Below are 12,720 nucleotides of genomic sequence, written 5' to 3' on the forward strand. Positions count from 1 at the left end.
CCCTCATTTGTTTTAAAATGTAAATGTTCGTTTTAAAACAAGAGGGGGTTTATTATGATTTTATTTATCGGTTTCCTAACAATCTTTTCAGTTTTAGGCTTAATTGTAGGAGTCATATTTCTCATAGTTAAAAAAACAAGAAGTAAAGGCAAAATATTAACTCCTATTGCTTTTGTATTAGCTGTAATTGGCTTTTGGTATATGGGGGCACCGGTACATAATAAGCAAGCAGACGTTAACAAGCAAGAAACTTCATCGACTTTAGCCGATACAGCTTCAGTAGATACTAATGAAGACGAAAAAGAAAACTCAGATGATACCATAACCCACAAAGTTGACTGGTCTATGAATGAGAATAATGTGAAATTTAGCATTGATCAGGTCAGTGTCGTAAAACAGGACCTTGATTCTGGGGATCAGGGAATGATCGGAGTTCATTTTATTATCGATAACAAAAGCAATAAAGATATTTCAACTTACCCAACCCAAGGTACACTACTCACAAACACAAGGGAGCAAATCAAAGCCAGTGTTCAAAGTGAGAATTTCGACGGGGATATCATGTCCGGAGCGAAAAAAGATGGCTTTGTTCTTTTTCCAATCAAAAAATTAAATAAGCCTCAAGATATTAATTCTGTAAGAGTTAAATGGGATTTCTGGCCTGACAAAAACACTTCTGAAGGATTAAAGGAACTAGATGCCCAATTAAGTTTTTAATCTTGAAATGAGAACGAATGTTCCTATATTATCATCTCAAGGAGATGAACACCATGAGAGATGACAACTTGAAAGATCGGGGATCAATTAAATGGACAGCCATGATGCTGCCGGAGCATGTCGGCCTGCTCCGCGAATTAGAAAGCAACCAGAACAAAGTAAAAAGGCCGGTTCTTGACACGTCTCAGATCGAAGATATGGAAATGGTTATAAGTGAAGCAATGGAGTTTAATAATCCAGTTCAGTTTTCTGTATTTAAGCCGCTGCCAATGCTTAACGGACCGGAAACCGGAGAGATCGTTCAAATAGAGGGCCAAATCCACTACATAAACCAGCTGCAGAAAACTTTCCATGTCATGGATTCTAAAGGAGACACGAATCTTATTAAATTTGAGGATATTGTTGGCGTGGAAATGAAATAAGCCCTTCTGGAAAATGTGAAGGGCTTTTCTTCTGTTACAATTGATGTGATGAAACATGCACTGAATGTATATCAAATTAATTAGTCCTTCAATAGTTAGTTAATGTTTATTTGTTATTAGGATGCTAACCTTTCCGAAACTTTATAAGAAGGATAATCAGCTTGGACGTATGAGGAACCAATCGCGCCAACTGCACTTAATAAAAGAACGGCACAAATCAATAACTTAGATTTCATCTACAATCCCACTCCTTTGAATTTGTCTTCTTCCGTCGTATGCAATTCGGTAGAACTCACAGGCATCGCGAACTTTTTCTTTACCCTCTAAAACTTCTGCAGCGATGACACCATAGTCTTCCATATCAGCATACAGACCATTGTCTTTGAAGAACTTAAAGGACTCCCTAATTAAGTCTACATCATGAATCAAATAAAGCCCCTTTAGCATTTCAAGTTTCGCAAGATCGTATGTGTTGCGATTTTTTTCAGCCAATTCTTTCCCCTCAAAATAAAGGTCATCGACTGCTCTCCATTCAGCCTGCTTTGCTTTAACATGGGCAAGGTTAAACAAAGTTTTCGGTATAAAGCTGTGATTTACCTCTTTATACACTTCCAGGGCTTTTTTGAGATGATTGGATGACTTTTCAAGTTCTTCAAGCTGATTATAACATATTCCAAGATTCAAATGCGATGAGCCAATTAAATGATCAGCACCGAGATCATTTGATTCCTCAAGCGCTTTATGTAAATTGATTAATGCTTTTTCTGGATACATTTTGTCAATTAGATTCCCCGTTAAAATGAACTGACATTGGACTCTACGCTCTCCGTATGTGTCATATTTTTTGTATATATTATATGCACGGGTGGCATAATTCATCGAAAAAAACGTTTGTTTCATATGATAATACACTTCTGATGCTTTGAAATAAAATTCGGCTTTCTCCAATTCGTCGCACTCAAAAGAATCAAGTTGTTTCTCAGCATTTCTATAAAAATTCAGTGCTAGTATCAATTCCTTTTGTCTGAAATGGTACATCCCTGCAAAGAATTGATAATAATACTCCAACATTCCTTCTAGATTATTCTGATCCCTAATTTTCTTAAATTCATCAAAGCGTGCATCTAAATTCCCACCTGGATCAGAGTACATATAATCAAACTGAAGATTATGCCGAAACTTTAATAAGTTATAATAGACAAGCACGTCTTGGTTCTCTTCCATTTGAGCTATTTCTTTTTCAACTTCTTTTCTAGTATCTTCTGCCTGACCAGGCCAATTGTTTTTTAAGGCGGTGTACCAAAAATTCATTTTTGTCGCAACCAAATCATAAGGTATGACGCTCACATATCCTCTTCCTTTCTCTCAAGATTATAATTTTTCAGAAAAATCAATCAAAATTATTTCCTTTTTCTTCATGGTAATCATTTTACAGAAAACATCAATTCTTGACAACAACAATCTAACGACAATATCTTTTGGGTTTTTTGACCTAATCATTATGATTCATTTTCAGAGATCCACAGGATTTTTTCCCCAATTGGTTTCCGTATAGTGGTAAACTCTATACTGATTGTAACCAAAAGGATTAGAGGAGAATGCCATGAAGACTCTAGATGTTCAGGCGTTACACAATGCAATTGATCAAACGCTCGAACAATTAAAACAACAATCAGACGAATTCGCCAAGGTCAAAAAGGCTGTTGGGGGGATCACATCACTTGATGATGCTTTAAAAGGAAAAGGCGGCGACGCGATCCGCGCCTTTTACGAGGAATGTCACACCCCTTTTCTACAGTTCTATGATACTTTTATAGAGGAGTACAGTTCCACGCTGAAGAAAATGAAAAGCGCGCTGAATTCCCTGGAACCCAACCATAACGGATTTATTTCACAATCCTTTCTGGAACACGAATTGGAGAATGGCTTAAATGCCGCTGATCGCACAACAAAACATTTGGTTTCTAAGACTAACGCGACGATCGCGAAAGTCAGTCATATCGTTGATTTACCGGATTTGAATGACAGCGGTTTTCATGAACAGAATCAGAAAGCGTTAAAGGAAATCAGCACGACTCTTGAAAAGCTGCATGCGTTTGACCGCGAACAGACAAACGCGCTCAAAACGGCTGAAAATGATCTTGAGACGATGCAGAGATACATAGCGCGGCTCGAAAAGATGTATACTGGCCCCAAAATAGAAATCACCAGTTATCAAAAAGGCGCGATTTTAAAGCCGGATGAGATGGATACCTTGAGTGGAAATCAAGAAACAGCGATGGGTGCCATGCTGAAAAAAGTCGGTGACAAAGAAGATGCTGATGTAAACACACTCGCCGATCCAGATCGATTAAAAAAATTGGCGACACAAAAGGTTTCCAAGAAAGAGTACACTCAAGAGGAATTGAATGAACTAAAAAAAGATTATAGAGTATTTAACGATACGCTTTACAGGGCATACATAGATGGTGATACAATCGTTAAGATAGAACCCGCCTACACCCTTCCAGAGAATGTGGAAAAAAGCGACTTTGCTAAATATTTCGATACAGCGATGGAATTTACAGGTGTGTATGATGCAGTAAGAGCAGCGTTTGGATACGACCTTGCGACAGGTGAAATCGTTAAAAGTAGTGGGGACCGTTTGATCGCCGGATTGAGTGTCACACCTTTCGGAAAGGCATTTAAGTACGGAAAGCGCGGCTTCAAGTTATTTAAAGGTGAAGAGGCGGGAAAGAAAGCTTCAAAGGTTGGTAACGGCTCTAAGAGTAGGGTTCATCTTCCAGGCAGAAATGGTGCTCTTAATGAAGCTAAAAAGGATGCGGGCATTACTAGATCTCAACACCCCGAATCAATTCGTCGTGTAGAGATGCGAACCGCTCCCCATGAAGGTGGCCATGTAATAAAAGACGAAAATGGTAAAATTATTTGGACCAAAGAGTATATCTATACAAATAACAAGGGTCAGAAAATCATAATACAAGACCATAGCGCGGGTCATGAAAAAGGTGGACAAGGGCCTCATTTTAATGTAAGGCCATTTGAAAATCCTCGAACAGGAAAAGTCCCAGGGACAAAAGATCATTATCCATTCAAAAAATAATTTGAGGTGATATTATGTGGTACGAAAATTTAGAGGAAAATTATTTTTTAAAAAGTCTATATAATGAGATTCCTAAATTAGAAAATATACGTATAGAAGGCATTTATATTAAAGAAGAAGGTAGAAAAGTAACTCTGCATTTTGATATGCCGTTTTATGCGGAAAAGCCACCGAAAAAGTGGGCTAACTTAGGATATAATTCAATTGCTCTTGAAGTGGATATTTTCGATATCCATTCTTTAGAAATGAAGACATTATCAGATACATATAGAGGAAACATTGAAATAAATAAGGATGACCAAGGTTTAATCGAAATCAATATCACAGGAGAGGTTACTGCAAAAATAAAAGCAGATGCAGGACTTATTCAATCAATTAATGGTTATATTAATGGAGCTTTAGAAAAGGAATAAGCAAAAAAAGCATGTGGCCCTTTACACAAGAAAGGGCCTTTTTGATTACTTCAATAAAGCTTCAATTTTTGCCTTTGTCTTCAGCCCGTAAATACCGTCGGCAGACAGCCCGTGCATAAGCTGGAACCGTTTGACCGCGTTCGCCGTTTTCGGCCCGTAATAGCCATCTATGCCGTTATTCTTCGCCCCTTTGTCTGGATAGAAATAGAGGGCAGCTAAAGCCTCCTGAATCTGCCGGACGGCCGTTCCCTTCATCATCGGGCTTTTTACCTTATAGATGCCAGACGGCAGCGGGTAGGATGATTTTTTGCCGCTTGAGGAAGGTTTTTTCTTTTTCGCTTCAATAGCTGCAAGTGCCTTTTCTGTAGCCGGTCCGTAGATTCCATCCACCGCGATACCCGCTTTCTTTTGCAGAGCTTTGACAGCTTGCACCGTTTCATTTCCGTAAGACCCATCGGCCCCGTATTTCGGCAGTGAGAAGCCAGCGGCAATCAAACGTTTCTGCAGCGCCTTGACTTTGGAACCGGACGATCCTTTTTTCAGAATGGCCCCTGTGGATTTGCTTGACTGGCTCGTGGATGATGTTGTCTTTGACACAGTTTTATTTCCAAGCAGGGCATCGACTTTTTTCCTGAAAGTTGCCAGCCGGCTTGCATCCCTCACCCAGGGAGTCGGACAGCTTTTATTTGTCACATCATAATGCCGCACAATCTTATCTGTAGAAAGGCCGTAACGCTTGCACAGATCAGCGACCAATTCAGCAGCATTTTGAACGGTCTCGCTGTGAATCTGCCCGTTTTTTTCAACACACATTTCAACACCGATCGCCTTTGTATTGGCGTTTGGCTTTAAAAAACTGACGTAACAGCGGTTTTGATCATGGGCGTGATAGGCGACTTCATTTTCTGGAATAATCAATTGCGCTTCTTTTCGATCCACAAAATAATGGGATGACGCGTAACGTTTATCAGCGATACACGTGCCATTGAAATAATTCCGCTCATTCAGTGCGGACGCGCCGGGAGTAGCCGTCCAGTGCATGACAATGCCTTTCACTCCCGACATTTTCAGACCCGGCCGGGTATACTGATTGACTTTCACAAAGTTTTTTACGACTTTAACCATTTGAACCCCTCCAATTTTGTTTTAAATAAAAAAGGCTGCCAGCTGGCAACCTCATTTTGTTAATCCTTTTTGTTTTAGAACTTCTTTTTGCTGCTTACCTTTACCGGTGACATAGTTGTTTTTATACCAAGCGACCAACGTCGTGACGATTGTAAAAATCGTAGAGCCAGTTAAATACAAGGCGTCGGCCAGCGTATTGACCTGGTCCTCGCTGATCGGCAAAGCTGCCTTTCCAAACATGATTAATGTCTGGTTTACCAATGCAATAAAAAGAAGCACCGTCCGGACGACCGTGCCTTTGTCAAAGTTTTTCATATTGTGTTTTCCTCCTTATTTCTGCAATAGATTATAAAAAATAGCGATTGCGCCGCCGATGATTCCGGTGCTAACCGCTGTAATGATCGCGCCGGTGATGCTGCGCTTGATCCAAGTTGTGTTTTCCTCGATCTTGTTCAGCTTTTCATTGATAGAAATGATCTGCTGATCATGTCGGTCAGTCGTTCTTTCGAGGGTAGTGATCCGCTGATCTTGTGTTTTTTGATCTGCTTTGATCTCTGCGATTTCTTTTTGTAAAACATCATAATCATTCGGTTGTGTCATGTCCTGAAATCCTCCTGTTCTCACATCTTTTTCACCTCCTTTGAGGCAAAATAAAAACACCCTTATTGGGCGCTTGTCATTCCTAAATCCACACAGACGGCGGGTTTGTCATAGCTCCTCCCCGTTATCTGTTCATACTCTGCCGGGGTGATCCAGTCGATCCTTACATACTCTCGCATCTCATCATCTGTGTAACACCCCCAATCATAGAATTGTTTTATATCTGCAAGAGTGGGATACTTCATGATGCCCCGCCCCCTTTTGACGCTTCAACATCGGCCTGAAGGCGCGCAATTTGCAATGAGAGCAAGGCAATTTGTTTTTTCAATAGGTCAGTTATGTCCGGCTCAGGCTCCGGAGGTTGCAAGCTTTCAATGTACTCTTTTGTAGCCGTCTCCTTCCACACCTTTTCGTCCGGAAAAAACTTCGGAAGATATAAACCCGGGTCAAATGGAATGTCTGTCCATCCATCCGGAATTTCATAGTTCCCTTGATCATCAGGCTGAATGATATCATTATCAATCAACAAGAACGTCTCTTTGTCATATTTAAAAATGTTTTTCATGACTTATCTCTCCTACAGGGGAATAATTTCGTCCAAACCATATGAAGTTATGTTCTCGGACTTATCAGCGATTTGCCCCTCCAGCCTCATATTTCCGTTTGTTTCGATATACAATTTTGTCATCCCTGTTGTACCGAATATAGGAACAAGTCTGCTGCGGAGCTGGTTAGGTCTATAAGAAGCTGGGAGCGTGCCAAAAATCACACCTCTATTGGTGATTACCTCGCCTTTTAAACAAAGAAAACCGCCAACCACCGCACACATAACTTTTCTGGCCCCATGTTTCGCACCGTTTTTTAAAGGAACTTCAGTCCAAGCAGGCTTTAGATCATTTGAAGTTGGAATCATGACAAAATCAGTCCAACCTAGACTATGATACCAATGACGAATGTAAATTCTCGGGTCTTTCAAATTTCCCGCTGGAAAGAAAACCTGAGCAAACCGGTATTGAGTTGATTTCACATTTAAAATACCGCCATAAGAACTCGGGTATCCTGTGGCTTCATTAACTAATAGCGGAAAAGTTGAGATTCCATCAGGGTAATTATCTCCCTCATAAGAAGCATCTTGAAATGCTGAATCATTAATAAGTGTAACCTGCTTTGTCGTTACTTGATGAGGGTTCGACTGATTATTGATATGAGACTCAGTCCGGGACTCCGCCTTATTCCATTTATCCCGCTCCGCTGCCGTGATATGAATATCCGTGTTCTTGGCATGAGTGTCCGTGTATTCTTTCGCGCTTACTGACGCTTTGTCAGTGTATTCTTTCGCGCTCGCTATAGCTTTGTCCGTGTATTCCTTTGCATTCGCTTCAGCCTTATTCGCCTTTTCCGTCGCCCCGTCTTTTGTTTCAATATTTTCAAACTCCGCAAATTTTGCTTTGATCTCATCAAGTGTTTGGCTGATCTCCGCCACAGTTTTGTTAATGCCAGCCCGGAGCGTTTCAAAATCGTCAATATAATACTCCGCTACAGGCACGATATTTTGATCTTCGAGAGTTTTCTCGATGTGGAAAGTGAAAAAGACTGTCGCAAGCGCCTGACCATTCGTATAATAAAGCTTGATTTCGGCCTTAACTTCGCCGTAATGCTTGAGCTCTTCGTCAGACAAAACATATTCGGCTTTCCCGTTTACCTTGTCCGTCAGCGTCAGGCTGCGTTTATAAAACGAGTCATCCGCATATAGAAGAACAATTTTGGCGTCTACGGCCGAAAGGGGCAATGGAACGCCGTCTTTTGTAAAAGAAAAGGACAGCTTTGCGCTGCCCGTATCCTGGGTAAAAAATTGGATATTGGTTGATTGTGCGCTCGATTTCCGCGCATTTATATCAAGTGATATACCACCTTGTTTATAAACCATCAATGAGCCTCCTTTACAGCTGGGGATACATAAAGACCAGGGCGACACCATATCCTTTTTGATGAGAGTAAGGCTGCTTAATACGCATCACATAAAAGCCTGTTCCGTCTTCTGATTTAGTGCCAATGCCGCCTGAAGGAACGATGCTGTCCCCTGCCTGGACCGTATCATCAATCCTGACATAGACCTGGCCGACCAGCCCCACAACATGCCACTCGTCCCGCTCTTCCCGCGGAATATATTCTATATCCGGATTGTAATGTGGGTTTTCTTTTGGAACGAGTTCTTTTTGAATTACTACATTACCTTCCTTGTCTTCTGACTCAATTTCGATTTCTTCATAAATGATCCCACCGAACTCATTTCTCAAATAGCGATCATTCCAATAAAAAGCTGCGCCGCCCATAATGACGCCAGCCGTCTCAGAAATAACGCCTAAAACCTTTTCACCTTTTTCTGCTTTCCGGATTTTATCGCCGTCCAACGTTACGAGGTAACCGGAATCAATCTTGCTGCCGTCTTTGGATTCAAAGTATTCAGCCAAGTCCTTTAAGTCAGATACACTTTCAATACGACCGGTGCCTAAAACATTCCCAGCCTTTGCGTTGATCTCTATCTTTTTATTTGAAGCCGATGGACTCCCGGTGCCGTATCCAAGCGCCACCGTATAGCTCTTATTGTTTATGACAGCTTGTGAGGATAAAATTGTTCGGGATACTCCATCCCCCTCAATCCTGACATTATTTGATGATCCAATGACAGACCGGCTTCCTTCTTTTGTTGTGGTCGATCTATCAGAAGAACCGATCACCACATTCCGCGTACCTTGTGCCTTACATCCGCCGGTTGATCCAATGACAGATGAAGCCTCTCCGGAAGCGACAGGATCACCGGAAGAAGCCGCAATAAAACCGGTCTCTGAGGTCGCATATCCTGAAGTTGTGGCGGCCCTCGTCCCGCCTTTTAAGTTGTTTGGCACATATTTATACTTTTGGCCTTTAATCATTGCCGCGTAATCATAACCCTCTGCATAAACACCCACAATATTGGCTTGACTGTTTGGTGAAGTGATACCGTAAGCACCCTTTTCCCCTGTCATAATCCCATTATTGATATTAACGTTATATACTCTCCCGCCAATCACGATGCCGCTTTTGGCCGATTTATAAAAAGTAAAGTTCGAAATATTAACATTGTCGGTCCGCTGGTCACCGCCAAATAGACGGATATCCGCTTCAGCTTTTTTAAACCCACGCACTTGAATCCCATTGAGTGAGATGTTTCGGCTGCGATATTGCAGTGCGATAGCCGGATAGTTTTTATAATCGTATGAAGGATCACCGATGGCTGTAAAGCCGCTTACCACGACATTTTTATAGGCAGAAATAACAAGCGCACGCGGTGAAAGGTCCTTATACAAGGAATTAAATACCGGTTCAATCGCCGTACAATCTGTTAATGTGACACCGTAAGCTGTCGTGCTTTCAGGGTCGGATGCTAAATGATGGCCGATATGACGGATATCGTATGACCGCACATCACGATAAGACACATGACCGATGACATGGACATTTTGAGCAGCCGGCCATTTGGCATGAGCTTTAACCTCTACGCCCCTGACATTTCCTTCAGAATAGCAATTCAGTATCCAGGCGTGCTTTGAACCGTCGTCAATTTCAATACCGTTGGAATTGGACTCCCCCTGTTTATGAGCTTTGCCGCTTGGATAAACACAATGTGAATTGGAGATGAAAATATATTCACTGTAATGTGTGGTAATCCCATCGTCGCCATATCCGTATGCAACGCAATTGTCTAGCCATATATAACGACTCCCGTTCTTCGTATAATCGGTTGTTGGCAAATGATCATAAGTAGGGGCTGTAATATCAAAACCGTGCAGCCCTGGGTTTATCGCCTCAACATCTTTCACCCAGCCGTATTTCACATTGGCAAGTGTTAAGCAGCTGGAATGTTGCCCGCCAGTCGCCCGAACTCCGCCTTGTCTATTCGGGTTCCAATCAAGCGACATCCCCTGTACAAAAATATTTCTGTTTCCCTTCTCATAGTCTGCATTTGTAATCACCCATCCACTTGCGGGCGTATCCTCATGAAGCTTGATGGTGGTGATACCTTTTCCCTTTCCATTCAAGAACGTCCAAGATGGGAGCTTGATGCCTTTCACAATATAAGTACCGGCACTTAACTCAATTCGCACCCGGCCATTCCCTAAAGCCTTTTTGAAAGCCTCAGTGCTGTCGGTTTTTCCGTCCGGAACGGCCCCAAAGTCATCAACATACACAGTGCGCTTTATTTTTTGAGCAAGCCTATTAAATTCTAAATCTAGCCGGTCTTTCAAGGTTTGAGCAATTTCTCCGTCAGTTGTTACCCTGGCATCCACAACCTCTTTTACATCTGAACCATCGTGATTTGTGACCAGGTTGGCAAAGCGAGCTGATAAATTTTTCAGACGGTTTCCAACAGTGAAGCCGCCATGGTCGATTTGTTCCGACGTGTGGGCGGCTCTGGAAGACTCATGTCTTTTCAAATTATAGTCGTGATCATTCAACGCATTTTCTATGGTTTGCATATCTTCACTTAGTTGGGATTCATAAAGTGAATTACGGGTTTTATTGTAGTTCTTAATCAGCCGCAACATGTTCATCACTCCCTTTTTGGCAAAATAAAAAAACGCCTACCTGAGCGTTTTGAAAAGCTGGTCGATATATCGTTTTTGATCTCTAAGCCTTTTCGCTTGATCCACATTTATGCTTTGGATATCTTTGCGGAAGTTCGCAAACGTCAATTTTGGACTGCTGTATGGGTCCAAAGGGTTGTACTCGATGGACACAAGTCTCACATCATCTTCAAATGTGATACCATCCGCCGTATCAGCCAAGACATGGATAGTGTCGCCTTTCCAGAAATCTTGCTCGATCTCTAAAAGCTTCGGCTCATAGATTTTTTGGAAATCAGCTTCTACCGTCATTTCTGGATATGGATTCACATGCCTTTTTAATACAGAAATCATACTGCTGGCTTTTTTATAACGCTCATCCCTGATCGGTTCAGCCCAGCGCGGCTTCCCTTCAATCAAGAATTTCTTTTCGTCTGGATGAATGTATAAGATAGGCTCAAACTCGTACTGAGGGTTTTTGTCATCGGTACTGCTCCCTTTTTTTAAGGCCCCGTATCCCCAGGCACGTGTTGTACTGTTTTGCGAGCTTGTTTTAATTGAAATGCCCGGCATGTTATAGCGCGAATCCAACGTGAAATTAACCCGTTTTCCCATCTTTTTATAGATATAAATTTTGTAATTATCCACGTCTATTTCAAGACCATAATCCTCAATGATTTCGTCCATTAGCTCTGTAGAGTTTTTATCACCGAAATTTTCTTGATCCGCTGATTCAAACTCACTTTCCGGTGTCTTGAAAATATATTTAAAGTCTGTATTTTTCAGCGCAAAATCAAGCGCATCTCTAAGTCTTAATTTCTTTGATACAGTTTCATGAATCCTGTTGTTAATAAGCAGCACAGTGAATATGTGGCTTGCTGTAACAGTTTTTCTTATGACATTCTTCTCTTGATGAAGTTCGACATTCGTAATGTAATATTTTTGGTGATTGAATTTTTTCTCGTCCAAATAAAGAATATTGTCATCCACCAATAAATCAAATTCTGTCCCGTTTTCCTGCGTTTTTGTGATCGTAAAGGTAAAACTCTTTTTGCCAGTCGTATCGTCCATCAGATCGACGGAAACGCCCGTTATTTCCACAACTTTTTTTCCATCTTTTGATGAGACATGCAGCTGTGGAAAATCAACATCAGACGGCAGATTCTGATTGAGTGTTATATCTTTCCCGTCATATTCCTTGCTTGGATACCCTGGGGTAGGATTCGGGTTTGTAGGCTCGTCAGGTCCATCTGGCACCCCATCCACAGTGTCATATTGTGTTAGATTGTAGGTTTGGATGAGGTTATTCAACTTTGTTGCATAGTTGGGATCGGAAGCATAACCAGCTTTAATAAGTGCTGCTGTTGCTTTTTTGTAGTCTTTTTCCCCGACCACAGCTTTATACTGATTCGGGTTCCAGCTCGTTCCGTTCACATACAAATTAGCTAGGTCTTGAATTGATTCAGTCCAAGATGGATATTTCCGAAACTTGGCTTGTACACGAGTTGGATTCTCGTTCTTATCATATTCAGTCGTCCACATAAGAACATATTGACCGTTATAAGTCCCCTTGATGCCGAATAAGTTTTTTCCTTTCTGCGCCAGCTCACTTGTACCCCATCCGCTTTCTAAACAGGCTTGAGCAATAATGAGAGACGCGAGAATATCATACTTTTTATAGACTCTTTGGGCGTCTGGTGCAATTGCTTTTATAAAATCTGTATTTGCCATTTTAC

At 41.5% G+C, this 12,720-nt stretch carries 12 protein-coding genes and 2 pseudogenes; 4 read left to right on the forward strand and 10 right to left on the reverse strand.

What is annotated here, in order from left to right; genetic code table 11:
* Positions 1-54: 54 nt before the first annotated feature.
* Together MKX80_RS17010 and MKX80_RS17015 are read left to right on the forward strand one after the other, a co-directional pair.
* Positions 55-717 carry a hypothetical protein gene (locus MKX80_RS17010; RefSeq protein WP_216921343.1) on the forward strand — a complete coding sequence of 221 codons (663 nt, stop codon included), beginning with the start codon at positions 55-57 and terminating at the stop codon, positions 715-717.
* 53 nt (positions 718-770) lie between these two features.
* On the forward strand, positions 771-1,139 hold the full coding sequence (locus MKX80_RS17015) for a YolD-like family protein (protein ID WP_216921344.1): 369 nt from the start codon (positions 771-773) through the stop codon (positions 1,137-1,139).
* Positions 1,140-1,364: 225 nt separating this feature from the next.
* On the opposite strand, the gene MKX80_RS17020 is transcribed toward MKX80_RS17015, so the two are convergent.
* Positions 1,365-2,486: a Rap family tetratricopeptide repeat protein gene (locus tag MKX80_RS17020; RefSeq protein WP_025810452.1), complete on the reverse strand. Its 1,122-nt coding sequence runs from the start codon at positions 2,484-2,486 to the stop codon at positions 1,365-1,367.
* Between the two features lie 256 nt (positions 2,487-2,742).
* Between MKX80_RS17020 and MKX80_RS17025 the strand changes: the two genes are divergently transcribed.
* Both MKX80_RS17025 and MKX80_RS17030 read left to right on the forward strand, forming a co-directional pair.
* Positions 2,743-4,242, forward strand: coding sequence for a T7SS effector LXG polymorphic toxin (locus MKX80_RS17025; RefSeq protein WP_339227220.1), 1,500 nt, complete (start codon positions 2,743-2,745; stop codon positions 4,240-4,242).
* A 14-nt stretch (positions 4,243-4,256) separates the two neighbouring features.
* Positions 4,257-4,655 (forward strand): Imm50 family immunity protein, encoded by a 399-nt coding sequence (locus MKX80_RS17030; protein ID WP_026699343.1) that lies wholly within the window; start codon positions 4,257-4,259, stop codon positions 4,653-4,655.
* Positions 4,656-4,700: 45 nt separating this feature from the next.
* On the opposite strand, the pseudogene MKX80_RS17035 reads toward MKX80_RS17030, so the two are convergent.
* The 9 genes and pseudogenes from MKX80_RS17035 to MKX80_RS17075 all read right to left on the reverse strand — a co-directional run.
* Positions 4,701-4,955: pseudogene (locus MKX80_RS17035) on the reverse strand (peptidoglycan-binding domain-containing protein); the annotation flags it as partial.
* Between the two features lie 111 nt (positions 4,956-5,066).
* Positions 5,067-5,780: pseudogene (locus tag MKX80_RS17040) on the reverse strand (N-acetylmuramoyl-L-alanine amidase); the annotation flags it as partial.
* Positions 5,781-5,831: 51 nt separating this feature from the next.
* Positions 5,832-6,095 (reverse strand): phage holin, encoded by a 264-nt coding sequence (locus tag MKX80_RS17045; RefSeq protein WP_073426392.1) that lies wholly within the window; start codon positions 6,093-6,095, stop codon positions 5,832-5,834.
* A 15-nt stretch (positions 6,096-6,110) separates the two neighbouring features.
* Complete coding sequence (locus tag MKX80_RS17050; RefSeq protein WP_071583811.1) at positions 6,111-6,380, reverse strand: hemolysin XhlA family protein; 270 nt, start codon at positions 6,378-6,380, stop codon at positions 6,111-6,113.
* A gap of 62 nt (positions 6,381-6,442) precedes the next feature.
* Positions 6,443-6,625 (reverse strand): XkdX family protein, encoded by a 183-nt coding sequence (locus tag MKX80_RS17055; RefSeq protein WP_080627006.1) that lies wholly within the window; start codon positions 6,623-6,625, stop codon positions 6,443-6,445.
* On the reverse strand, positions 6,622-6,945 hold the full coding sequence (locus tag MKX80_RS17060; protein ID WP_080627007.1) for a hypothetical protein: 324 nt from the start codon (positions 6,943-6,945) through the stop codon (positions 6,622-6,624). Before MKX80_RS17060 ends, MKX80_RS17055 begins: the two co-directional genes overlap by 4 nt.
* A 12-nt stretch (positions 6,946-6,957) precedes the next feature.
* Positions 6,958-8,307, reverse strand: coding sequence for a BppU family phage baseplate upper protein (locus tag MKX80_RS17065; protein WP_339227224.1), 1,350 nt, complete (start codon positions 8,305-8,307; stop codon positions 6,958-6,960).
* Positions 8,308-8,320: 13 nt separating this feature from the next.
* Positions 8,321-10,966: a peptidase G2 autoproteolytic cleavage domain-containing protein gene (locus MKX80_RS17070; RefSeq protein WP_339227226.1), complete on the reverse strand. Its 2,646-nt coding sequence runs from the start codon at positions 10,964-10,966 to the stop codon at positions 8,321-8,323.
* 36 nt (positions 10,967-11,002) lie between these two features.
* Positions 11,003-12,715, reverse strand: coding sequence for a phage tail protein (locus MKX80_RS17075; protein WP_339227228.1), 1,713 nt, complete (start codon positions 12,713-12,715; stop codon positions 11,003-11,005).
* Positions 12,716-12,720: the final 5 nt, after the last annotated feature.

The sequence above is a fragment of the Bacillus sp. FSL K6-0972 genome, from assembly GCF_037976035.1.
Classification (GTDB): Bacteria; Bacillota; Bacilli; order Bacillales; family Bacillaceae; genus Bacillus; species Bacillus haynesii.

Bases quoted from the DNA above. Each gene is read 5' to 3' on its own strand.
- MKX80_RS17065 (WP_339227224.1), bottom strand. From the start codon at position 8,307: ATGGTTTATAAACAAGGTGGTATATCACTTGATATAAATGCGCGGAAA.
- MKX80_RS17075 (WP_339227228.1), bottom strand. From the start codon at position 12,715: ATGGCAAATACAGATTTTATAAAAGCAATTGCACCAGACGCCCAAAGA.
- MKX80_RS17045 (WP_073426392.1), bottom strand. From the start codon at position 6,095: ATGAAAAACTTTGACAAAGGCACGGTCGTCCGGACGGTGCTTCTTTTT.
- MKX80_RS17025 (WP_339227220.1), top strand. From the start codon at position 2,743: ATGAAGACTCTAGATGTTCAGGCGTTACACAATGCAATTGATCAAACG.
- MKX80_RS17010 (WP_216921343.1), top strand. From the start codon at position 55: ATGATTTTATTTATCGGTTTCCTAACAATCTTTTCAGTTTTAGGCTTA.
- MKX80_RS17030 (WP_026699343.1), top strand. From the start codon at position 4,257: ATGTGGTACGAAAATTTAGAGGAAAATTATTTTTTAAAAAGTCTATAT.
- MKX80_RS17060 (WP_080627007.1), bottom strand. From the start codon at position 6,945: ATGAAAAACATTTTTAAATATGACAAAGAGACGTTCTTGTTGATTGAT.
- MKX80_RS17050 (WP_071583811.1), bottom strand. From the start codon at position 6,380: ATGACACAACCGAATGATTATGATGTTTTACAAAAAGAAATCGCAGAG.
- MKX80_RS17070 (WP_339227226.1), bottom strand. From the start codon at position 10,966: ATGTTGCGGCTGATTAAGAACTACAATAAAACCCGTAATTCACTTTAT.
- MKX80_RS17015 (WP_216921344.1), top strand. From the start codon at position 771: ATGAGAGATGACAACTTGAAAGATCGGGGATCAATTAAATGGACAGCC.
- MKX80_RS17055 (WP_080627006.1), bottom strand. From the start codon at position 6,625: ATGAAGTATCCCACTCTTGCAGATATAAAACAATTCTATGATTGGGGG.